The organism is Pseudoduganella rhizocola (genome assembly GCF_045984285.3).
Taxonomy (GTDB): domain Bacteria; phylum Pseudomonadota; class Gammaproteobacteria; order Burkholderiales; family Burkholderiaceae_D; genus Rugamonas.
Genome location: NZ_JBJQIK030000002.1, coordinates 12,626 through 35,088 on the forward strand (window position 1 = coordinate 12,626; position 22,463 = coordinate 35,088).

Annotated in this window: 18 protein-coding genes; 11 read left to right on the forward strand and 7 right to left on the reverse strand. The window is 64.4% G+C overall.

Going from position 1 to position 22,463, the window contains the following annotated elements; all coding sequences use genetic code 11:
• Positions 1–16: 16 nt before the first annotated feature.
• The 3 genes from ACJRPG_RS03635 to ACJRPG_RS03645 form a co-directional block, all read right to left on the reverse strand.
• Positions 17–958, reverse strand: a complete 942-nt coding sequence (locus ACJRPG_RS03635) for a hypothetical protein (RefSeq protein WP_407998692.1) — start codon at positions 956–958, stop codon at positions 17–19.
• On the reverse strand, positions 955–3,627 hold the full coding sequence (mutS, locus tag ACJRPG_RS03640) for a DNA mismatch repair protein MutS (RefSeq protein WP_407998693.1): 2,673 nt from the start codon (positions 3,625–3,627) through the stop codon (positions 955–957). Before mutS ends, ACJRPG_RS03635 begins: the two co-directional genes overlap by 4 nt.
• A 98-nt stretch (positions 3,628–3,725) precedes the next feature.
• Positions 3,726–4,010, reverse strand: coding sequence for a hypothetical protein (locus ACJRPG_RS03645; protein WP_407998694.1), 285 nt, complete (start codon positions 4,008–4,010; stop codon positions 3,726–3,728).
• A gap of 353 nt (positions 4,011–4,363) precedes the next feature.
• On the opposite strand from ACJRPG_RS03645, the gene ACJRPG_RS03650 reads away from it, so the two are divergent.
• Together ACJRPG_RS03650 and ACJRPG_RS03655 are read left to right on the forward strand one after the other, a co-directional pair.
• Positions 4,364–6,592 carry an NADP-dependent isocitrate dehydrogenase gene (locus ACJRPG_RS03650; RefSeq protein WP_407998695.1) on the forward strand — a complete coding sequence of 743 codons (2,229 nt, stop codon included), beginning with the start codon at positions 4,364–4,366 and terminating at the stop codon, positions 6,590–6,592.
• Between the two features lie 121 nt (positions 6,593–6,713).
• Positions 6,714–7,550, forward strand: a complete 837-nt coding sequence (locus ACJRPG_RS03655) for an HDOD domain-containing protein (RefSeq protein ID WP_407998696.1) — start codon at positions 6,714–6,716, stop codon at positions 7,548–7,550.
• Here the strand turns inward: ACJRPG_RS03655 and ACJRPG_RS03660 are convergent.
• The 3 genes from ACJRPG_RS03660 to msrC all read right to left on the reverse strand — a co-directional run bounded on the left by ACJRPG_RS03660 (position 7,547) and on the right by msrC (position 8,782).
• Positions 7,547–7,702 carry a DUF29 family protein gene (locus ACJRPG_RS03660; protein WP_407998697.1) on the reverse strand — a complete coding sequence of 52 codons (156 nt, stop codon included), beginning with the start codon at positions 7,700–7,702 and terminating at the stop codon, positions 7,547–7,549. The genes ACJRPG_RS03655 and ACJRPG_RS03660 overlap by 4 nt on opposite strands.
• Positions 7,703–7,754: 52 nt before the next feature.
• Complete coding sequence (locus tag ACJRPG_RS03665; RefSeq protein ID WP_407998698.1) at positions 7,755–8,198, reverse strand: DUF29 domain-containing protein; 444 nt, start codon at positions 8,196–8,198, stop codon at positions 7,755–7,757.
• Between the two features lie 74 nt (positions 8,199–8,272).
• The gene (gene msrC / locus ACJRPG_RS03670) at positions 8,273–8,782 is read right to left on the reverse strand and encodes a free L-methionine (R)-S-oxide reductase MsrC (protein ID WP_407998699.1); all 510 of its coding nucleotides are present in this window, start codon (positions 8,780–8,782) and stop codon (positions 8,273–8,275) included.
• Positions 8,783–8,947: 165 nt separating this feature from the next.
• Here msrC and ACJRPG_RS03675 point away from each other — a divergent pair, with 165 nt between their 5' ends.
• The 9 genes from ACJRPG_RS03675 (at position 8,948) to ACJRPG_RS03715 (ending at position 21,868) form a co-directional block, all read left to right on the forward strand.
• On the forward strand, positions 8,948–10,063 hold the full coding sequence (locus ACJRPG_RS03675) for a hybrid sensor histidine kinase/response regulator (protein WP_407998700.1): 1,116 nt from the start codon (positions 8,948–8,950) through the stop codon (positions 10,061–10,063).
• 41 nt (positions 10,064–10,104) lie between these two features.
• The gene (locus ACJRPG_RS03680) at positions 10,105–13,356 is read left to right on the forward strand and encodes a hybrid sensor histidine kinase/response regulator (RefSeq protein WP_407998701.1); all 3,252 of its coding nucleotides are present in this window, start codon (positions 10,105–10,107) and stop codon (positions 13,354–13,356) included.
• An 88-nt stretch (positions 13,357–13,444) separates the two neighbouring features.
• Positions 13,445–15,148 carry a RecQ family ATP-dependent DNA helicase gene (locus ACJRPG_RS03685; RefSeq protein ID WP_407998702.1) on the forward strand — a complete coding sequence of 568 codons (1,704 nt, stop codon included), beginning with the start codon at positions 13,445–13,447 and terminating at the stop codon, positions 15,146–15,148.
• A 70-nt stretch (positions 15,149–15,218) separates the two neighbouring features.
• Complete coding sequence (locus tag ACJRPG_RS03690; protein WP_407998703.1) at positions 15,219–16,349, forward strand: ligase-associated DNA damage response exonuclease; 1,131 nt, start codon at positions 15,219–15,221, stop codon at positions 16,347–16,349.
• Positions 16,342–17,976 (forward strand): ATP-dependent DNA ligase, encoded by a 1,635-nt coding sequence (locus tag ACJRPG_RS03695; RefSeq protein ID WP_407998704.1) that lies wholly within the window; start codon positions 16,342–16,344, stop codon positions 17,974–17,976. The genes ACJRPG_RS03690 and ACJRPG_RS03695 overlap by 8 nt, the downstream gene beginning before the upstream one ends.
• Positions 17,973–20,441 carry a ligase-associated DNA damage response DEXH box helicase gene (locus tag ACJRPG_RS03700; RefSeq protein ID WP_407998705.1) on the forward strand — a complete coding sequence of 823 codons (2,469 nt, stop codon included), beginning with the start codon at positions 17,973–17,975 and terminating at the stop codon, positions 20,439–20,441. The genes ACJRPG_RS03695 and ACJRPG_RS03700 overlap by 4 nt, the downstream gene beginning before the upstream one ends.
• On the forward strand, positions 20,438–21,094 hold the full coding sequence (gene pdeM, locus ACJRPG_RS03705) for a ligase-associated DNA damage response endonuclease PdeM (RefSeq protein WP_407998706.1): 657 nt from the start codon (positions 20,438–20,440) through the stop codon (positions 21,092–21,094). Before ACJRPG_RS03700 ends, pdeM begins: the two co-directional genes overlap by 4 nt.
• 198 nt (positions 21,095–21,292) lie before the next feature.
• Complete coding sequence (locus ACJRPG_RS03710; protein WP_407998707.1) at positions 21,293–21,595, forward strand: KGG domain-containing protein; 303 nt, start codon at positions 21,293–21,295, stop codon at positions 21,593–21,595.
• A 33-nt stretch (positions 21,596–21,628) separates the two neighbouring features.
• Positions 21,629–21,868, forward strand: coding sequence for a hypothetical protein (locus ACJRPG_RS03715; protein ID WP_407998708.1), 240 nt, complete (start codon positions 21,629–21,631; stop codon positions 21,866–21,868).
• Between the two features lie 52 nt (positions 21,869–21,920).
• On the opposite strand, the gene ACJRPG_RS03720 is transcribed toward ACJRPG_RS03715, so the two are convergent.
• On the reverse strand, positions 21,921–22,421 hold the full coding sequence (locus tag ACJRPG_RS03720) for a pyridoxamine 5'-phosphate oxidase family protein (protein WP_407998709.1): 501 nt from the start codon (positions 22,419–22,421) through the stop codon (positions 21,921–21,923).
• Positions 22,422–22,463 lie beyond the last annotated feature (42 nt).

Here is a 22,463-nt window from a genome sequence, read left to right on the forward strand (position 1 = left end):
GCCCGAGGGCTGCCTTTTACTTTTCTGGGCCGTGGAGGGAGAACAGGTGTCTGGTGCCGGGTTCGACTTCGATTTCGGACCACTCGCCGGTAAGGCTCACGTGGCCGAGGTTGTCGCGCCAGCTGAGCGTGCCGGGTTTTACGTCGTCCGCCGGCCGCTCCTTGCTGGTATCGACCAGCAGCACCTTGCCCGGATATTTTTCCGCCAGCGTGCGGATGATGCGGCGCGTGTCGCTGAAGCCGTCCTGCTTGCTGGAGAAGCTGGGCAGCAGCGAGAAACCCTGCTCACGGTGCGCGCCCACATCGCCATCGGAAAACAGCACCACGCCCTCCAGCTTGCGCCGCTTGGCCAGCGCAAACAGCCGCTGCAGCCAGGAGCGGTTGGCGACGAAGCGGTCCTCATACTCGCTGTTGCGCCCCGCTTCGGCCAGGAAGTGGTTGTTGTTCGACGGCAGGTTGACCGTGGCAAACAGCACGCCGCCTTGCTCCCAGTGCGCATTCTCCGCATAGCTGCGGAACTTCGCGATGTTCGACTGGCGGCTCAGTTCCAGCTTGCGCTCGCCCAGCGAATCGGCGCCTTCAAAGTAAATTTCGCGGATGCGGTTCAGGCGTTCGATGGCATTCGAGCGGCCCGCCGAATTGCGGCAGCCGGTCCAGTCGCTGCCCGCCAGCAGCAGGATCAGCGGGCGGTCCGAGGTGTTCAGCACGTTGCGCCGCTGCGTATAGAGTTTATCGCTGCAAGGCTCGGCGGCCGACTTGATGCCGCTCGCGAGCACGAAGGCGGGTTTCGATTCGTTGGCTTTGGCGATGGCGCGCTTCAGGTCCGCATCGCCCTGTTCGGAAGGGAAGGTGTGCCCGATCACGCTGAAGTGAAAGGGTTTCTGCGCCGGCGCCGCGTGCAGCGGCACAGCGCCCAGCAGGGCGCACAGCAGCACATAAGACGCCAGCCGCTTCGTCATCCCAGGGCAGGCTGCGCCAGGCGCTTGAGCTGATACAGGCGTTCCAGCGCTTCGCGCGGCGTGAGCGCATCGGGATCGATGTCGTCCATCGCCGCCAGCAGCGCTGCCAACGCCGGATTCTCTTCCGCCTGCGCGGCCGGCGCTTCGATCTCCTCGTCGTCGGCGCGCGGTGCGGCGAACAGGTCCAGCTGCGGCGTGGCGTCCAGCGCCTGCGATTCCAGCCGCGCCAGGTGCTTGCGCGCGGCCTTGATCACGCCCTGCGGCACGCCGGCCAGCTGCGCCACCTGCAGGCCGTAGCTCTGCGAGGCGGGACCGGCCTGCACGGCGTGCAGGAACACGATGCTGTCCTTGTGCTCCACCGCCGACAGGTGCACATTGGCCGCCGTCGGATGGCTCTCCGGCAGCTGCGTCAGTTCGAAGTAGTGGGTGGCGAACAGCGTGAAGCTGCGGCTCGTATCGATCAGGTGGCGCGCAATCGCCCACGCCAGCGCCAGGCCGTCGAAGGTGGAGGTGCCGCGCCCGATTTCGTCCATCAGCACCAGCGAGTGCTCGGTGGCGCCGTTCAGGATGGTGGCGGCCTCCGTCATCTCCACCATGAAGGTGGAGCGGCCGCCGGCCAGGTCGTCGGTGGCGCCGATGCGGGTGAAGATGCGGTCGATCGGGCCGATGGTGGCGCTGGTGGCCGGCACATAGCTGCCGATATAGGCCAGCAGCGTGATCAGCGCAACCTGGCGCATGAAGGTCGACTTACCGCCCATGTTCGGGCCAGTGATCAGCAGCAGGCGGCGTTCGTTCTGCAGCTTGCAGTCGTTGGCGATGAAGCGCTCGATCTGGCCTTCCACCACCGGGTGGCGGCCTTCCGTGATATCGATGCAGGGCTCGGCCACCAGCTGCGGCGCGCACCAGTTGTGGCGCAGCGCGTGTTCGGCCAGCGCGGTCAGGGTGTCCAGCTGCGACACGGCTTGCGCGATCGACTGCAGCGTGCCGATATGCGGCGCCAGGTCGGCCAGCAACTGCTCGTACAGCTCCTTTTCGCGCGCCAGCGCCTTGTCCTGCGCCGACAGCGCCTTGTCCTCGAAAGCCTTCAGCTCCGGCGTGATATAGCGCTCGCAGTTCTTCAGCGTCTGGCGGCGGCGGTAATCGTCAGGCACCTTGTCTGCCTGGCCGTTGGTGACTTCGATATAGAAGCCATGCACCTTGTTGTATTCAACGCGCAGGTTGGCGATGCCGGTGCGCGCACGTTCGCGCGTTTCGAGATCGACCAGGTACTGGCCTGCGTTCTCCGAAAGGCCGCGCAATTCGTCCAGCTCCGCATCGAAGCCGCGCGCAATCACGCCGCCATCGCGCACCATGTTCGCCGGTTCCGGCATCACGGCGCGCACCAGCAGGTCCACGCAGGAATCCGGCGTGGCCAGCGCATCATGGATGTTGTGCAGCAGGCTGCCCGCATTATCGTGCTGCAGGCTGCGCGCCAGCGCATGCTGCAGCTTGGGCAGCTGCTGCAGGCCATCGCGCAGGCTGGCCAGGTCGCGCGGACGCGCCGTCAGCAGCGCCACGCGGGTGGTAATGCGCTCGATATCCGGCACATGGCCCAGGTGATAGGCCAGCGATCCGGTGGTATCGTTCTGCATCAGCGCCGAGATGGCGTCATGCCGCGCGCGCGCCACCTTCTGGTCGCGCCGCGCATGGTGCAGCCAGTAGCGCAGCAGGCGCGAACCCATCGGCGTGCGGCAGTGGTCAAGCAGCGAGAACAGCGTCGGCGATTCCTGGCCGCGGATGGTCTCCGTCAGCTCCAGGTTGCGGCGCGTGGCCGAATCGAGGCCGATGAATTCGGATTCCGTTTCGCAGGTGAGGCTGCGCACGTGCTGCAGGCCGCGGCCTTGCGTGGAATGCGCATAGCGCAGCAGGGCGCCTGCGGCGCCGAATGCCGGGCCAAGGCCATCGGCGCCAAAGCCGGTCAGCGTGGCCACCGCCAGCTGGTCCAGCAGCGACTTATGGCCATGCACCACATCGAAATGCCACTCCGGCACGTTGTTCACGTGGCAGATGGTGATCTCTTCAAACAGCTCGCCCGCATCGGGGCGCAGGATTTCGGCCGGCGCAATGCGCTCCAGCTCCTGCATCAGGCGCGTCTGCACCGAACGCTGGTCGCCCGAGAACTCCATCAGGCGCAACGCGCCGCTGGCCAGCGACAGCCAGGCCAGGCCGGCCGTTGTGTGCTTGCGCTGGTTCATCAGGTACATCGCCAGCAGGGGACGTTCCGATTTCTCCGGCAGCAGGTCGGCATCGGTCAGCGTGCCCGGGGTGACGATGCGCACCACCTTGCGCTCCACCGGGCCCTTGCTCAGTGCCGGGTCGCCGATCTGTTCACAGATCGCGCAGGATTCGCCCAGTTTGACCAGCTTGGCCAGGTAGCCGTCCAGCGAGTGGAAGGGCACGCCGGCCATCTTGATCGGCACGCCATTGTTGCTGCCGCGTGCCGTCAGCGTAATGCCCAGGATGCGCGAAGCCTTCTCCGCGTCGTCGTAGAACAATTCATAGAAGTCGCCCATACGGTAGAACACCAGCATCGTCGGATGCTCGCTCTTGATGCGCAGGTACTGCTGCATCATGGGCGTGACTTTGCTGTCTTTTCCGAGGTTAACTTCTTGATTTGAAACGATATTCATTCTGTTCTTCGATTGTGCAACGATAAAGAGCCGCCAGCGCGCCGCCGGGCAGGCCAACACTTTACCATTTCCGGGTGGGGTAAGTCTGTGATGGAGGCTTACTTCTCAAGGATAGCGAACAATGCGAAGCATCCTGCAACAGCAAGGCTTATTCTGCTGGCGTCCAGCAAACTCCTGACAATGGACGAGGATGCGACTGAGCACACCATGAGGATCAAAGGGAATAGCGCAGAACCGTTGGCAAAGTACATGCCAGTTTGCTTGCTGAGAAACCGTCTGTCGGTCATCGGTGAAGTGAAGTGGCGGTAAAGCATGTACAGGCCACCGGTAAGAACGGAGCCGATATCCACCCAATTGCCGTCAATGGCGATATCGGGCAGCACGGCGGTTCAGGCGGCGTGAAACAGGGTGAACGCGCCTGCGAGAGCGCCAATACCTGCGCCAACAACCCTCAAGTCGAACGGCACAGGCACCCAAGCGAGGAAAGCGCCGGTCAGCACCGAGCCAATCAATGCGCACCCGGTCACAAAGCGAAGCTTGTGGAGGGTTTGGGCTGATTTCCGGCTCATATTGACCTCGCAATCAATATTTCAGCATAAATGCGGTGATTTCCATTGTAACTTAAGCAGTTTGCGCCGGGCGCCGGCAGAGGCTTGATTGAGCTCAATGCTGCACATGCTGTACACTTTACATCTTTGACCTAGTTAACTCGCGGCCACAAGCTGCACAGATTGGAATGACCATGGCAGACAAGATTATCTACACGCTGACCGACGAAGCACCGCTGCTGGCGACCTATTCGCTGCTGCCGATTGTTGAAAAATTCACGGCCCCGGCCGGCGTTGAAGTGGTGTCGAGCGACATTTCCGTCGCCGCCCGCGTGCTCGGCGAATTCCCGGAGTACCTGAGCGACGACCAGAAAGTCCCGAACAACCTGGCCGAGCTGGGCGCGCTGACCCAGAAGCCGGACACCAATATCATCAAGCTGCCGAACATTTCCGCCTCCGTGGCACAGCTGATCGCCTGCGTACGCGAGCTGCAAAGCCGCGGCTACAAGCTGCCGGACTATCCGGAAGACGCGAAAACCGAAGAAGAAAAGGCACTGAAGGCCCGCTACGGCAAGTGCATCGGCAGCGCCGTGAACCCGGTCCTGCGCGAAGGTAACTCGGACCGCCGCGCGCCGAAGGCCGTGAAGGAATACGCACGCAAGAACCCGCACTCGATGGGCGAATGGAGCCCGGCCTCCCGCACCCACGTCTCGCACATGCACCACGGCGACTTCTACCACGGCGAAAAGTCCATGACCCTGGACAAGGCCCGCGAAGTGAAGATGGAGCTGATCACCAAGTCCGGCAAGACCGTAGTGCTGAAGCCGAAGGTCGCACTGCAGGCCGGCGAGATCATCGACAGCATGTTCATGAGCAAAAAGGCCCTGCTGGAGTTCTACGAACAGCAGATCGACGACGCGCACAAGACCGGCGTGATGTTCTCGCTGCACGTGAAGGCGACCATGATGAAGGTGTCGCACCCGATCGTGTTCGGCCACTGCGTGCGCGTGTTCTACAAGGACGCCTTCGAGAAGCACGGCAAGACCTTCGATGAGCTGGGCGTGAACGTGAACAACGGCATGGCCAACCTGTACGAGAAGATCGAGAAGCTGCCTGCTTCGCAGCGCGACGAGATCATGAAGGACCTGCACGCCTGCCACGAACACCGTCCGGAACTGGCGATGGTGGATTCGGCCAAGGGCATCACCAATTTCCACTCGCCCAACGACATCATCGTGGACGCATCGATGCCGGCCATGATCCGTATCGGCGGCAAGATGTGGGGCGCCGACGGCCGTCCGAAGGACGTGAAGGCCGTGATGCCGGAATCGACCTTCGCCCGTATCTACCAGGAGATGATCAACTTCTGCAAATGGCATGGCAACTTCGACCCGCGCACCATGGGCACCGTGCCGAACGTGGGCCTGATGGCCCAGCAGGCCGAGGAATACGGCTCGCACGACAAGACCTTTGAAGTGCCGGAAGCCGGCGTGGCCAACATCACCGACCTCGCCACCGGCGAAGTGCTGCTGACGCAGAACGTGGAAGAGGGCGATATCTGGCGCATGTGCCAGGTGAAGGACGCGCCGATCCGCGACTGGGTCAAGCTGGCCGTTACCCGTGCCCGCAACTCCGGCATGCCTGCCGTGTTCTGGCTGGACCCATACCGTCCGCACGAAGCGGAAGTGATCAAGAAGGTGCAGACCTACCTGAAGGACCACGATACCAGCGGCCTGGATATCCAGATCATGTCCCAGGTGCGCGCAATGCGCTACACCCTGGAGCGCGTGTCGCGCGGCCTGGACACCATCTCGGTGACCGGCAACATCCTGCGCGACTACCTGACCGACCTGTTCCCGATTCTGGAACTGGGCACCAGCGCCAAGATGCTGTCCATCGTGCCGCTGATGGCCGGTGGCGGCATGTACGAAACGGGCGCCGGCGGTTCCGCGCCGAAGCACGTGAAGCAGCTGGTGGAAGAAAACCACCTGCGCTGGGATTCGCTGGGCGAGTTCCTGGCGCTGGCGGTGTCGCTGGAAGACCTGGGCATCAAGTCCGGCAACGCCAAGGCGAAGCTGCTGGCCAAGACCCTGGACGAAGCCACCGGCAAGCTGCTGGACAATAACAAGTCGCCGTCGGCCCGCACCGGTGAGCTGGACAACCGCGGCAGCCACTTCTACCTTGCCCTGTACTGGGCCCAGGCGCTGGCGGCCCAGACCGAAGACGCGGAACTGAAGGCGCACTTCACGCCGCTGGCCAAGTCGCTGGCGGAGAACGAGTCGAAGATCGTCGAAGAGCTGATCAAGGTGCAGGGCGCCCCGATGGATATCGGCGGCTACTACTACCCTGATCCGGCCAAGACCAGCGCCGTGATGCGTCCAAGCGCCACCTTCAACAAGGCGCTGGAAGCCCTGTAACAGCATAATGGGACGCTTCGGCGTCCCGTTCGCCGGGCGGATGCCGACAATTTTTGTCGGAATTGTGTAGAACCCATTCGTGCGCGCCGGAAAATGGCAGGCGAACTAGTATTATGTTGTTATGGAAAAACTTCGAGACTTTGCGGCCGTCGTCGCCGAGGCACAGCGTGGGGAACTGGTGTTCCCCACCAGTGTGAATGCAGCGCTTGCGCTGCAGCTCTGCCTTGCCGACCCGGATTGTCATGATGAAGATGTGATCCGCAAGGTGCTGGCCGAGCCTATCCTGGCGGCCCGCGCAGTGGCGCTGGCCAATTCGGCGGTGTTCCGTTCCAACGGGGCGGCACTTGTCACCAGTGTGCGGGGCGCCGTCATGCGTCTTGGCTACCGCAATCTTTATACCCTGGCGGCAGCAATGGTCGTGCGCCAGTTTGGTGCACGCATCAGCGATGCAGGCCTGCGCGCTCAGGCGGAGCAGCTGTGGCGCTATTCGGCCCATGTGGCCTCCCTTGCTTACCTCATCGGCAGCCGCATTACGCGGGTGGATGCCGATACCGCGCTGTTCGCGGGCATCATGCACGAGGTGGGCGGCTTCTACTTGCTGGGGCGGGCCGACGCCATGCCCGGCCTGCTGGAAGATCCGGAGGAGTGGATGGGCGCAGCGCAGGAGATCATTGCGCGCGAGCTGATGAAGAAGCTGAAGGTGCCGGAGCCGGTGGCCAATGCCGTGGTGTCGCTGCGCGGCGCCGCCGTCAGCATTCCGCCCGTGGGCCTGCGCGATACGCTGCTGCTGGCGCGCTACCTCAGCCCCGTTGAATGCCCGCTGCCGCGCCGCGAAGACGCCTACCTCACCCAGACCGGCACGCTGGCCCGCTACCTCGACGAACACCCCGAAATCCTGGCCTGCCTGGACGATGCGGCGGAAGACGCCAAGTCCATGAGCACGGCGCTGCTGGTCTAGGCCTCGCCCAGGATCTCTTCCACCGTCCATGGACATTCGGCCGGAAACTGGTCCGCTGCTTCGATCACCGCATGCGGGTAGGCATAGACCACCACCTCCGGTAGTGTGCGGCGCAAGCTCGGGCTCTGTTGAGCAGCATGGCTATTTCTCACCGCTCCCTGCGAATACCAGCTGGCTAATGCAGGGCAGAGGCATTATGCGCGCTCACGTCGGTTCCAGAATTTCTGCAAGTGAATATGGGCAATCTTTGGCGAAATTGCCCCGCGGAATGCCGGTCTGGGCCGCAGCCATGTTTGCGGCATGCTGATAAGCTCTTGGAAGCACTTCGCTCAAATGCGTGCGCAGGCTAGGGCTGTCTGTGAGGATGTCAGCGATCCGTTCACGCTGCTCGATGATTGTGCTGTCCCAGCTGCGCGTATGGCGTTCTGGCTGGTGCTCGCATTTCAGCAGGTGAGCGAGCAAGATTTCCAGGCGGTGCTTCAGGGCACGCCGTTCGTGTCTGACCATGCTCGCGATCTCCTCGGTGAGATTGGCAATGTCCAGAGCGTTAAATTGCCGCCGTCGCAGCAAGGCGGCCTGCGTTTCAGCCCAGAGGACGAAATCGTCCTCATAGCGGGGGACTGCTTCGGATATGTCAGCGAGTGTCATGGCGCACCTCCAAGCTTCAACTTAGCACCGCGCGCGGCGATGTCCAGCTGAGGCGTGGCAGGTGCTGAGGAGGATCAGGCGAGCGTCTGTTCCAGGATGCGCACGAGGGACTGGATGCCTTCGGAGTCCGTTTCGTCGAAGCGGTTCGGCAGCGGGCTGTCGAGATCGAACACGCCGATGATGGCGCCATCCTTGCCGAATACCGGCACCACCAGCTCGGAACGCGAATTCACGTCGCAGGCGATATGGCCAGGGAAGGCATGCACGTCCGCCACCACGATGGGCGCGCCTTTCTCCACGGTCGAACCGCAAACGCCGCGGCCGCGTTTGATGCGGATGCAGGCCGGTTTGCCCTGGAAGGGGCCGAGCACCAGCTCGTCTTCCGTTTTCAGGAAATAGAAGCCCGCCCAGTTCAGGCCCGGCATCGTATTGAATACCAGCGAGCTGAAATTGGCGGTGTTGGCGATCCAGTCGCTTTCGCCGTGCACCAGGCCTTGCAGCTGCGAGCGCAGGTCGGCGTACATGGCCTGCTTGGCTTCGGGAGTGTCGGTGGAGTAGCTGGTGTCGCTGATGGTGAAGGTCATGATCGTCCTGCGCAGGAAAAGCGGAAAGCGCGAAGTTTACCGGGATTTGACCGCTCGCGTGAACTTGTTTTATTGCTAACGCGCACGATTGAAACACATGCTGTCGTTCTGGCAAAAGCTGATAGCATATTGTTGCCTTAAGAAATGCCTCCTTCGAAGCCTGCCGTGACTGCCCCTATCAATATTCTCGTCGTCGATGACATTCAGCAGAACCTGATCGCCGTGGAGGCCTTGCTGGCCCGGCCCGGCGTCGCGCTGCTCAAGGCTTCGTCCGGCGCGGAGGCGCTGGAACTGCTGCTGGAGCATGAGGTGGCGCTGGCCCTGATCGATGTGCAGATGCCGAATATGGACGGCTTCGAGCTGGCCGAGCTGATACGCGGCAGCGAGCGCACCCGCACCATTCCCCTGATCTTCCTGACCGCCGCCGCGCGCGAAGCGAGCTACAGCTTCCGCGGCTACGAGGCGGGCGCCGTCGATTTTCTCTACAAGCCATTGGACGCCAAGGCGCTGGTCAGCAAGGTCAATGTCTTCGTTGAGCTCTACCAGCAGAAGAAGCAGATGTCGCAGCAGCTGGAAGAGCTGAAGCGCGCCCTGCGCCTGAACGAGATGTTTACCGCCGTGCTGGGGCATGACCTGCGCACGCCGCTGTCGGTGGTGATGAATGGCGCCATGCTGCTGCCGATGATGACGGACCACCCGAAAGTGGCGGTGACGGCGCAGCGCATCCAGAGCAGCGCGCGGCGCATGGCGCAGATGGTGGACCAGCTGCTGGACCTGGCGCGCATCCGCAGTGGCGAACTGCAGCTGCGCCTTGCCGACCAGGACCTGGAAGCGATCTGCCGCGCCATCGCCGATGAATTCCATGGCGGCGACAAGCCTCAGCGCGTGGCCGTGGAGGCCGAGGGCAATACCGTGGCCCATGTGGATGCGGGCATCCTGTCGCAGGTGCTCTCCAACCTGCTGTCCAACGCCTTGCAGCACGGCGCGCCGGACCACGCGGTCATGCTCCGGATCGATGGCAGTGCGCCGGACCATATCGTGCTCGGCGTGAGCAACCGCGGCGTGATCCCGCAGGCGCAGCTGGCAGGGCTGTTCGAACCCTTCCAGCATGGCAGCGAAGCGCGCAAATCCGGGCAGGGCCTGGGCCTTGGCCTGTATACGGCCAGCATGTTCGTCAAGGCCCACGGCGGCCAGGTGGACGTAGCCTCGGATGAAGCGCTGGACACCACCGTGTTCAGCGTCCTGCTGCCACGGCGCGCAGTGGAGGCCCGGGCCGCATGACCGCAGTCGACCTTCCGCTTCGCGACGCAAGCGATTGCTATATGCCCCACGGCGGGGGGGCGGCCGGTGATCTGGTGCGCGCGCTGGACTGGTCGCGCACCAGCCTCGGCGCCATCGGCAGCTGGACACCCGCGCTGCGCACCTCGGTCGATATCGTCCTCAATTCGCCCATCGCCATGGTGCTGATGTGGGGAGCAGACCACGTCATGATTTACAACGACGGCTATGCCGAGATTGCGGGCAAGCGCCATCCCGAGGCACTCGGCGGCACGGTGCCGGGCATCTGGCCCGAGATCTGGGACTGGAACCGCGACATCCTGGAAAGCGGCTTCCGCGGCGAAGTGCGGCAGCACCTGGGCATGCACATGCGCCTGCTGCGCAACGGCACGCCGGAGGACGTGTGGTTCGACCTGTTCTACACGCCGGTCTACGACAGCTGCGGGGATGTGGGCGGCGTACTGTGCACCGTGGTCGATGTGACGAAGCGCCTGCATCACGAACGCGCGCTGGACCAGCAGAATACGCGGCTGCAGGAGGAAACCAGGCTGCTGCGGCAGCTGTTCGAACAGGCGCCGGGCTTCATGGCGGTGCTGCGCGGCCCGCAGCATGTATTCGAACTGGCCAACGACCCCTATATGCGGCTGGTGCGCCAGCGCGACCTGATCGGCCGCACGGTGGCGGAGGCCTTGCCCGAGGTGCGGGAGCAGGGCTTCGTCGAACTGCTGGACCAGGTCTACAGCAGCGGCAAGCCCTTTGTCGGCAAGCAGATGAAGGTGGACCTGGTGGATGCGGACGGCAGCGTCCATCCGCGCTATCTCGACTTCGTCTACCAGCCGCTGCGCGCCGACGACGGCACGGTGAGCGGCGTTTTCGTCGAGGGCTCGGACGTGACGGACCTGATCATCACCGAGGAGCGGCTGCGCATGGCGCAGCAGGCGGGCGGCATCGGCAGCTTCGAGTGGTTCCCGTCCACCGGCAAGATGGTGGTGTCGCAGACCTACCGCCAGATCTGGGGCCTGGACGAACACGTTGAAGTGACGGCCGACCTGCTGATTTCAATGATCGACCAGCGCGACCGCGGCCGTCTCGGCCCGGCGCGCCTGAAAGACGGCCTGAATCCCCTCGAATACACCGAGTACCGCATCCTGCGCCCGGACAACGGGCAGGTGCGCTGGGTGGCGCGGCAGGGCGAAGTGGTGGAAGGCGCCACGCCTGCGCAGCGGCGCTATGTCGGCGTGTCCTTCGACGTTACCGAGCGCAAGCAGATCGAACAGGCGCTGCGCACCAGCCAGGACCGGCTTGCCGCCATTTTCGGCCAGGCCTCGGTGGGGCTGTCGGAGCTCAGCCTGGACGGGCGCTTCCAGCGGGTGAACGGCGCGCTGTGCTCGATGCTGGGCCGCAGCCAGCAGCAGCTGCTCAGCCTCCATATGGACGACCTGATCCACCCGGACGACAAGGCGGAAAACACGGCGCTGGTGGAGCGGCTGAAAGCTTCCGGCCAGCCCTTCACGCTGGAAAAACGCTACCAGAAACCGGACGGTTCCTGGGTCTGGATATCGGGCAGCATGAGCCGCCTCGATGATGAAATGGGCCATCCGGTGGCCCTGATCGCGGTGAAGACCGACATCACGGAACGGCGCCGCATCGAGGTGGCGCTGCGCGACCTGAACGACACGCTGGAGCAGCGCGTGGGCCGCGAGATCGCGGAGCGCGACAAGGCCGAGGAAGCGCTGCGCCAGTCGCAGAAAATGGAAGCCGTGGGCCAGCTCACGGGCGGAGTGGCGCATGACTTCAACAATGTGCTGCAGATCATTTCCGGCAACCTGCACCTGCTGAACCAGCACCTGAACGGCGATGAAACGGCGCGCAGGCGGCTCGACATGGCGATTGGCGCCGTGGAGCGCGGCGCCAAGCTGTCCTCGCAGCTGCTGGCCTTCGCGCGCCGCCAGCCCTTACAGCCGGTGGTGTCCGACCTGGGCCGCCTGGTGGGCAATATGGACGAGCTGCTGCGCCGCGCGCTGGGCGAAGCGGTGGAACTCATCACGGTGATCGGCAGCGGCCTGTGGAACACGCTGGTCGACCCGGGCCAGATCGAAAACGTGATCCTGAACCTGGCCATCAATGCGCGCGACGCGATGAAGGGCGAAGGGCGCCTCACCATCGAACTCGGTAACGCAGTGCTGGATGAGTACTACGTCAATAACCTGATCGACGTGCCCTCCGGCCAGTACGTCATGCTGTCCGTCACCGACACCGGCTGCGGCATGCCGCAGGAAGTGCTGCAGCGCGCCTTCGAACCCTTCTTCACCACCAAGCCGGAAGGCGAGGGCACGGGCCTCGGCCTGTCGATGGCCTACGGCTTCGTCAAGCAGAGCCGGGGCCATATCAAGATCTACAGCGAAGTGGGGCAGGGCACCAGCGTCAAGATCTACCTGCCGCGCTCCATGCAGGCCGAAGCCGCGGAGCAGGCGCCGGAAACGGGGCCGATCCGCGGCGGCGATGAAACCATCCTGGTGGTGGAAGACGACGACGGCGTGCGTCAGGTGGTGCTCGACATGCTGTCCGCACTGGGCTACACGGTGCTGTCGGCGGAAAACGGGGAGAAGGCGCTGCGCATGATTGAAGGCGGCGCGAAGCCCGACCTGCTGTTCACCGACGTGGTGATGCCCGGTTCCCTGCGCAGCCCCGAACTGGCGCGTATCGCGCAGCAGATGGTGCCGGACCTGGTGGTGCTGTTCACCTCCGGATACCCGCAGGGCGGCATCGTGCACGGAGGACGCCTCGACCCGGGCCTGGAACTGCTGAGCAAGCCCTATCGGCGCGAAGAACTGGCGCGCAAGCTGCGCCATGTGCTGAATAACCGCCAGCAGGCCATGCAGGCCCGCCAGCGGCGCAGCGCGGGGGCCAACGGCCTGCTTCCGCCCATGCCGTCCATCGAACAGAATACCTCGCTGCGGGTGCTGGTGGTGGAGGATAACCTGGACTCGCAGCAGATGGTGTGCGAACTGGTTGGCATGCTGGGGCATACCGTCAGCGGCGTGTCGGACGGCGAAGCGGCATGGGAGCTGATGCAGTCGCAGGACTTCGATATCCTGTTCACCGATGTCAGCCTGCCCGGCATGTCGGGCATCGAACTCGCGCGCAAGGCACTGAAAGTGAAACCGGTGCGTATCATCTTCTCCACCGGCTACGGCAAGGAAGCGCTGGACAGCCTGGAATTCAAGGCGCGCCTGCTGCGCAAGCCCTACGACCTGCTGGAGCTGCAGGCCGCGCTGGACAGCGCGCTTTCCTGAGCTCCTACGGGCTGAGTAGGTCCCGTCCTATGGCATCACCGGCTAGCCACGCCTACAGTGGAGCAGTGATGACTCGGAACGAACGGCCATGGTGACAAGGAAACTCAATACGCGCGAGCAGCGTGGCGTGCAGCGCAGCGGCGCTGCGCGGGCGCGCCTGATCCGCAGCCTTCTGCGCAATGTGTTCGGGGTGGACAAGCTGCGCGCCGGCCAGCAGGCCGTGATCGACAGCGTGCTCGAAGGCCGCGACACACTGGCCATCATGCCGACCGGCAGCGGCAAGTCCCTGTGCTACCAGATACCCGCTTCCCTCCTGCCGGGCGCCACGGTCGTGGTATCGCCGCTGATATCGCTGATGAAAGACCAGCTGGAGAGTCTGGAGGAAATCGGCATCGGCGCGGCCCAGCTCAACAGCAGCCTGTCGCGCGAGGAGGAGCTGGAGGCGCTCGGCAGCATCCGCTCCAGCCACAGCCGCATCGTGTTCTGCACGCCCGAACGGCTGGCAACCGCGGAATTCCTCGATGTGCTCAAGGCCACCGAGATCTCGCTGCTGGTGGTGGACGAGGCCCACTGCATTTCGCAGTGGGGCCACGACTTCCGCCCGGCCTACCTGGAAATCGGCGCCGCCATCGCCGCGCTGGGCAAGCCGCCCGTGCTGGCGCTGACGGCCACCGCCACCGAGGACGTGGTCGAGGATATCGCACGCCAGCTGGGCGCCCCGCGCATCAAGGTGATCAACACCGGCATCTACCGGCCCAACCTGCACTACCGCGTGCAGCAGGTCACGAATCCGCAGGAGAAAACGGAGCAGGCGCTGCGCCTGGTGCGCGAGACGCAGGGCGTGGGCATCATCTACACGGCGACGGTGAAGGCGGCCGAAGAACTGCATGCCCTGCTGGAAGAAGCCGGGGAGAGCGTGGCCCTGTATCACGGCAAGCTCGGTGCGAAGGAGCGCAAGGAGAACCAGGACCTCTTCATGAACGGCGAGCGCCGCGTGATGGTCGCCACCAATGCTTTCGGCATGGGCATCGACAAGCCGGATACGCGCTTCGTCATCCACCTGCAGGTGCCGGCCAACCTCGAAGCCTACTACCAGGAGTCGGGCCGCGCAGGCCGCGATGGCGGGGACGCTGAATGCACGCTGCTCTACTTCCAGGACGACAAACGCGTGCAGCAGTTCTTCCTCGTGAAGCACTATCCCGGGGCGGAGGAGCTGCGCGCGGTCTACGAAGCGGCTGCCGGCATCGCACCCTTCCGCTATGCCGACCTGAAGGCGCAGCTGGACGATATGCCGGACAGTAAGCTCAAGGTCTGCCTCAAGCTGCTCAAGGACGGCAAGCTGCTGCGGCAGAACCGCAAGCTGGATTACCTGGTGACAGCGCAGGAGGCGAAGGCGAAGCATTTCGACCAACTCTCCGCCATCTACGAGCAAAAGCAGGAGCGCGACAAGGAAGCGCTGGAGCAGATGGTGGCCTATGCGCAAAGCGGCTATTGCCGCTGGAAGGTGCTGCTCGATTACTTTGGCAACGACTCGGTCGACATGGAGCACTGCGGATGCTGCGACAACTGCCTGTCGCCGCCGGTGCTGGCGGAAGATGTGGCGGCCGATATCGTGCTGCCGCCGCTGCCCGCTGCGGAACCGGAGCCTGCAGGCTTCGCGGTCGGCAGCAAGGTCAAGGTGCCCAGGTTCGACATCGGCACCGTGCTCTCCGTGGCGGGAGACCAGATCACCATCGAGTTCCCTGAGCACATCACGAAAACCTTTATGGCGGAATTCGTGCAGCCGGCCTGAGTGCGCTGGCGGACAGAGGCAGCCCGGCGGCTTGGCTACAATGGTGGCAAACCTTGCTGAGAGCCCGCCAATGTCCGATATGGTTGTTGTCCGCCGAGAAGGCCTGTACTGCGTGCCGGGGGATTTCTACATCGATCCCTGGCGCCCGGTGGAGCGCGCCATCATCACCCACGGCCACGGTGATCATGCCCGCTACGGCCATGGCCACTACCTGGCGGCGGCGCCCGGCGTCGGCATCCTCAAATCACGGCTGGGCGACATCACCGTGCAGGGACTCGAATACGGCGAGCAGATAGTCCACAACGGCGTGCGCATCTCGCTGCATCCGGCCGGCCATGTGCTGGGTTCCGCGCAGATCCGCATGGAATGCGGCGGTGAGATCTGGGTCGCATCCGGCGACTACAAGGTGGAGGCGGATGCCACCTGCACTCCTTTCGAGCCGGTACGCTGCCACACCTTCATCACCGAGTCCACTTTCGGCCTGCCGATCTACCGCTGGGAGCCGCAGCAGCAGGTCTTCGACGATATGAATGCCTGGTGGCGCAAGAACGCAGCCGAAGGCCGCGCCAGCCTGATGCTGTGCTACTCCTTCGGCAAGGCGCAGCGCATCCTGAGCGGGCTCGATCCATCGATAGGCCCCATCCTCGCGCACGGATCGGTGGAGCCGCTGAACCGCGTCTACCGCGAAGCGGGCGTGCCGCTGCCGATGACGCAGCTGGTGACGGAAGTCGACAAGGCCGATATCCGCCGCTCCATCGTGATTGCACCGCCATCGGCGGCGGGCTCGCCATGGGTGCGCCGCTTCGGCGATTTCAGCGACGCCTTCGCCAGCGGCTGGATGCTGCTGCGCGGCGCGCGCCGGCGCCGCGGTGTGGACCGTGGCTTCGTACTGTCCGACCACGCAGACTGGCCTGGCCTGATGCAGGCCATCAAGGCCACCGGCGCGCAGCAGGTCATCGTCACGCACGGCTCGATTCCCACCATGGTGCGCTGGCTGTGCCAGAACGGCCTCGATGCCAAAGGTTTCGAAACCGAATACGGCGACGACGAAGCGCAGGATGCCGCTGCTGCGGGCGCCGCTGCCGAAGGCGTGACGGCGGAGCCGGATCCGATAGCGGCGCGCTGGGCCGTCACCGAAGCGGCGGATGCTGCCCGCGCGGCAGGCAAGGCCGATGCAGGCGGGGAGGGCGGCAATGCGTGAATTCGCCCGCCTGTTCGCCGAACTGGACGAAACCACCGCCACCAACCGCAAGCTCGATGCGCTGAAGACCTATTTCAGCAGCGCCGCGCCGGAGAATGCGGCGTGGGCCGTGTATTTCCTTGCGGGCGGCAAGCCGCGCCAGGCAGTGCCCGTCAAGCTGTTGCGCCAGTATGCGACCGAATATGCAGGCCTGGACGACTGGCTGTTCGACGAGTGCTATGACGCCGTGGGCGACCTGGCCGAAACCATCGCCCACATCTTGCCTGAACCGAAACATCGCAGCGACATCGGCCTCGCAGAATGGGTGGAGCAGCGGATTGCGCCGCTGCGCGGCGCGCAGCCTGAAGTGATCCGCGAAGCCCTGTTCAGCTACTGGGACCAGCTCGAAACGCGCGAGCGCTTCCTGCTGGTCAAGTTGATCGGCGGCGGCTTCCGTGTCGGCGTCTCGAAGCTGCTGGTAACACGTGCGCTGAGCGCCATCGCCGCCGTGGACAGCAAGCTGATTGCGCAGCGCCTGATGGGCTGGACCGACGGCAGCGTGAGCCCCACCGCGAAAGGCTTCCTGCAGCTGATCGCCGCGCAATCGGACCAGGAGCATGCGATGCGCGGCGGCCAGCCCTATCCCTTTTTCCTCGCGCACCAGCTGCAGGCGGCGCCGGAAACGCTGGGCGAGCTCACGGACTGGCAGGTGGAGTGGAAATACGACGGCATGCGCGCGCAACTGGTGTGCCGCAACGGCGGCAACTGGCTGTGGTCGCGCGGCGAAGACCTGATTACCGAACGCTTCCCCGAACTTGCGGCCATCCGCCTGCCCGACGGCACGGTGGTGGATGGTGAAATCCTGATCTGGCAAGCGGGCGACGCGCCGTCGCCGTTCGCCGACCTGCAGAAACGCATCGGGCGCAAAACCCTGTCGGCAAAGCTGCTGGCCGAATTGCCTGCCGCCCTGGTGGCCTACGACCTGCTGGAACGCGACGGCGTGGATCTGCGCCAGCTGCCGCAATGCGAGCGCCGCACCCTGCTGGAACAGCTGGTGGCGGAAGTGAGCGTGCCGCAGCTGCGCATCTCCCCGCTGGTGCATGCCGAAAGCTGGGAACAGCTGGCGGAGATCCGCGAAGAATCGCGCATGCGGGGCGTGGAAGGCATGATGCTGAAGGCGAAGCCGGCGCAGTATGGCGTGGGCCGCACCAAGGACGTGGGCACCTGGTGGAAGTGGAAGATCGATCCCTACAGCGTGGATGCAGTGCTGATCTACGCCCAGGCGGGCCACGGCCGCCGCGCCTCGCTGTACACCGACTACACCTTCGCGGTCTGGGACAGCGACGGCGAGGGCGAGCGCAAGCTGGTGCCCTTTGCAAAAGCCTATTCCGGCCTGACGGATGCGGAGATCGCGCAGGTCGATAACGCCATCCGCCGCACCACGATAGAAAAATTCGGGCCGGTGCGCAGCGTGCGGCCGACCATGGTGTTCGAGATCGGCTTCGAAGGCATTGCGCTGTCGCCGCGCCACAAATCCGGCATTGCCGTGCGCTTCCCGCGCATCCTGCGCAAGCGCGACGACAAGACGGTGGAGGATGCGGACACGCTCGATATCCTGAAAGGGCTGCTGGCCCAGGCAGGTTCATGAGCAAGGCCGCTGCCGCGCAGCAGGTTGACGACTGGTTCGCCCGCCGTGGCTGGAAAGTGTTTCCCTTTCAGCGCGCCGTGTGGAAGGCCGCCATGGCGGGCGAATCGGGCCTGCTGCACGCCACCACCGGCTCGGGCAAGACCTTTGCCGTCTGGTTCGCCGCCCTGCTGCGCTCCATGCGCGCGCAGAAAGGCCGCCGCAAGGCAGGCCTGCGGGTGCTCTGGATTACGCCGATGCGCGCCCTGGCTGCCGATACGCTGCGCGCGCTGCAGGAATCCGCGTCGGAGCTGATGCCCGGCTGGACCATCGATGCCCGCACCGGCGACACCTCGTCCGCAGCCCGCGCCCGGCAGGCGCGGCACCTGCCGGACACGCTGATCACGACGCCGGAAAGCCTCACCCTCATGCTGAGCAAGGCCGACGCGCGCGGGCAGTTCGATATGCTCGACATGGTCATCATCGACGAATGGCATGAGCTGATGGGGAACAAGCGCGGCGTGCAGACGCAGCTGGCGCTGGCGCGGCTGCGGCAATGGAATCCCGCGCTGGTGGTGTGGGGACTGTCCGCCACCCTGGGCAATCTGGAACGCGCGAAGCATGTGCTGCTCGGTGCGGAAGCCGGCGGCGTGATCGTGGAGGGCGCCATCCGCAAGTCGCTGCTGGTGGATACGCTGATCCCGGACAACCCCTCGCGCTTTCCATGGGCCGGCCATCTCGGCATCCAGATGCTGCAGCCGGTGATCGAGGAGATCGAGCAGCATGCGACCACGCTGGTGTTCTGCAACACGCGCTCGCAGGCGGAGCTGTGGTACCAGCACCTGCTGGATGCGCGGCCCGACTGGGCCGGCATCATCGCCCTGCATCACGGCTCGCTGGACAAGGAAGTGCGCGACTGGGTGGAGCTGGGGCTGAAGAAGGGCCAGCTGAAAGCCGTGGTCTGCACATCGAGCCTCGACCTCGGCGTCGATTTCCTGCCCGTGGAGCGCGTGCTGCAGATCGGCAGCGCGAAGGGCATTGCCCGCCTGCTGCAGCGTGCGGGCCGTTCCGGCCACGCGCCGGGCCGCGTATCGCGCGTAACGCTGGTGCCCACGCACACGCTGGAACTGCTGGAGGCGGCCGGCGCCATCCAGGCCGTGAAGGACCGCGACATTGAAGCGCGACCGGTGGCCGAGAAGCCGCTGGACGTGCTGGTGCAGCACCTCGTCACCATGGCGCTGGGGGGCGGCTTCCGTTCCGAAGCGCTGCTGGCCGAAGTGCGCACCGCCTGGTCTTACCGCAACCTGACGGAAGATGAATGGCAATGGGCGCTGGACTTCGTGGCGCGCGGCGGCCAGAGCCTCACCGTCTATCCCGAATACCGGCGTGTGCTGCCGGACGAGGAGGGCGTGTACCGTGTGCCGGATGCCGCCATCGGCCGCCGCCACCGCATGGGCATCGGCACCATCGTGTCGGAGGCCATGATCCAGGTGAAGTATATGAGCGGCGGCCGCCTTGGCACGGTCGAGGAGGGCTTTATCTCGCGCCTCAACAAGGGCGACCACTTCCTGTTCGGCGGCCGGATTCTGGAATTCGTGCGCGTGCATGAGATGACGGCCTATGTGCGGCGCGCCACAGGCGCCAGGGGCGCGGTGCCGCGCTGGCAGGGCGGCAAGATGCCCTTGTCATCGGAACTCGCCCACGCGGCGCTGGAGCAGATGCGCCTTGCCACCGAAGGCATCTACAAAGGCCCGGAGATGCGCGCCATCCGCCCGCTGCTGGAAGTGCAGCAGCGCTGGTCCGCGCTGCCCACGCCCGTCAGCACGGTGGTGGAAAGCCTGCACAGCCGCGAAGGCCACCACCTGTTCCTCTATCCCTTCGCCGGCCGCGCCGTGCACATCGGCCTTGCCTCGCTGTTCGCCTACCGCGTTGGCCGTGCCCGGCCCACCACCTTTTCGATAGCGGTGAACGACTATGGCTTCGAACTGCTGGCGCCGGAGAACGTCGACTGGCCCGATGTGTTCAGCGCGCTGGAGGGCAGGGACGTCGGCCTGTTCTCCACCGAACACCTGCTGGAAGACGTGCTGGCCAGCCTGAACGCGACCGAGCTGTCGCAGCGGCGCTTCCGCGAGATTGCACGCATTGCCGGGCTGATTTTCCAGGGCTACCCCGGCCAACCGAAAAGCAACCGCCAGTTGCAGGCATCGTCTTCGCTGTTCTTTGAAGTCTTCCGCAAGCACGATGCGGGCAACCTGCTGCTGACGCAGGCCCAGCGCGAAGTGCTGGAGCAGGAACTGGAGCTGAATCGCCTGCGTGCCACGCTCACGGAACTTCAGTCGCGCCGCGTCAGCTATCATGAAACGGGGCGCGCTACGCCTTTCGGCTTCGCGCTGATGGTGGAGCGCTTCCGCGAAAAGCTGACGACGGAAAAACTGTCCGACCGCGTGGCCCGCGTGCTGCGCGAGCTGGAGAAAGCGGCGGGACCATGAGTGCGCTCGATATCGAAGTGGCGGGCGAGCGCGTGCTGCTGCTGCCGCAGAAGGCACTGTTCTGGCCGCGCGAGAAGATGCTGCTGGTTGCCGATATCCACTTCGGCAAGGCCGCGTCCTTCCGCGCGCTGGGCATTCCCGTGCCGCGTGGCACCACGACGGAAAATCTCGCCAGGCTCGACGCGCTGATCGATGCTTACGGGGTGCAGCACATCTTGTTCCTCGGCGACTTCCTGCATGCGAAAGCCGCCCACGCATCCTCCACGCTGCGCGCCATGCTGGCCTGGCGCGCGCGCCACCCGCAGCTGCGGCTGACGCTGGTGCGCGGCAACCACGACCGCCATGCCGGCGATCCCTCCGAACAACTGCGCATCGACATGGTGGACGAGCCTTTCACCATCGCGCCTTTCAGCTTCTGCCATCACCCCGACCTGCAGGCGCCGGGCTTTGTGCTGGCGGGGCATGTGCATCCGGTTTATCGCTTGCGTTCGGGATGGGAGTCGCTGCGCCTGCCCTGTTTTGTGTTCGGCGCACGGCGCGCGATCCTGCCATCGTTCGGCGCTTTTACCGGCGGCCACCCCATCGCGCCGCTGCCCGGCGAGAGAATTTTTGTGACTGCAGAGGAATTAATTTTCCCAATTGAAATTCGGTAGGCGATATCCTACATTGATACCTGCGCGTGTCCTATATTGCCTCTACGGTGCTTGCCCTACTATGAGGACTCCTGAAGCCCGATCGTTACAAACAAGATCGTCGCTGGTCGGTGAGAGCGATCGGGCTGCGGGATCCCCCCAAAGTACACCTCCCGCCATAACACCTATCCCTTATGACCCACTTCAGGAGAAACCACCATGGCATCATCGAATCAGGACAACCGAGGTAGCCGACAAGGCGAATCGCAAGGCAACAAACAAAGCTCCACGCGCAACCGTGGCTTTGCATCGATGGATCCGCAGCGCCAGCGCGAGATTGCATCGCAGGGCGGCCGCGCCGCCCACGCCAAAGGCACCGCACACGAATTCACTTCCGAGGAAGCCCGCCGTGCCGGCGCCATGAGCCACAAGAACGGCAACCGCCAGAGCGCCTCGCGCGGCAATAAGCAGGACAGCCAGCAGGACCAGGCCGAAGTCCGCAACGACAATCGACAGGGCTGAGCGCTCGACACGGAATGCGGCGAGGAGAACAGCATGACGACTCCATCGGACAAATCCCGTAAGAAGAAAAACAGCGAGCAGAATTTCGTACTGGTCGATACCGATCACCCCGGCATCGGCAATGCCGATCTCCCGGAAACGGAAGTGCGGCGCGCGGACAAGCCAATTCCCGGCAACCGGCAGAGCGCGGTTGAAAAAGGTTCCCGGCAAGGAGAGGAACCTCCCGGCACCGAAGGCGGTGCACCGGGCCCGGAAGCCAGTTCCGGCGTCTGAAAAACAAAACCCCGGCCATGAGCCGGGGTTTCGCATTATTGAATGCCCATCCTTATTGAACACCCATCGTCTTGTGCTCGCCGACATGCTTCGGCGGCTGGCCGGTGATGGCGGCTTTGGCCATCGCAAACAGCGTCACCATCTTGCTGTTGCCGGTATCCCAATATTCCGCCGACTGCGCATGCACCTTCAGCAGTGCCAGGTGCGGGTCGTCCACACCGTCGGGGAACCAGGCCTTCACCATCGGATTCCACAGCTCCTGCGCCTTCTGCCGGTCGCGCAGCATTTCGGCGCGGCCGGAGACCGACACATACAGGTGGTCATCGACGTCGGTGAAGGTGATGTTGACGGAGGGATTGTCGACCAGCTCGCGCGTGAAAGCCTGCTCGTCGGAGATGAAGAACCACATATTGCCTTCATCATCGAGCTGCTGGTTGGTGAGGGGGCGGCTGCTCATGCTGCGCGAAGCGTCAGCGGTGGTGAACATGCCGAATTTCACATCCTTGACCTTCTCGCGCAGGTCGTCGAGCTCGTCTTTAGTGAAGAGTGCCATGCTGTTTCTCCTTGTTTGTCCAGAACAAAGGACAGGGTAAGC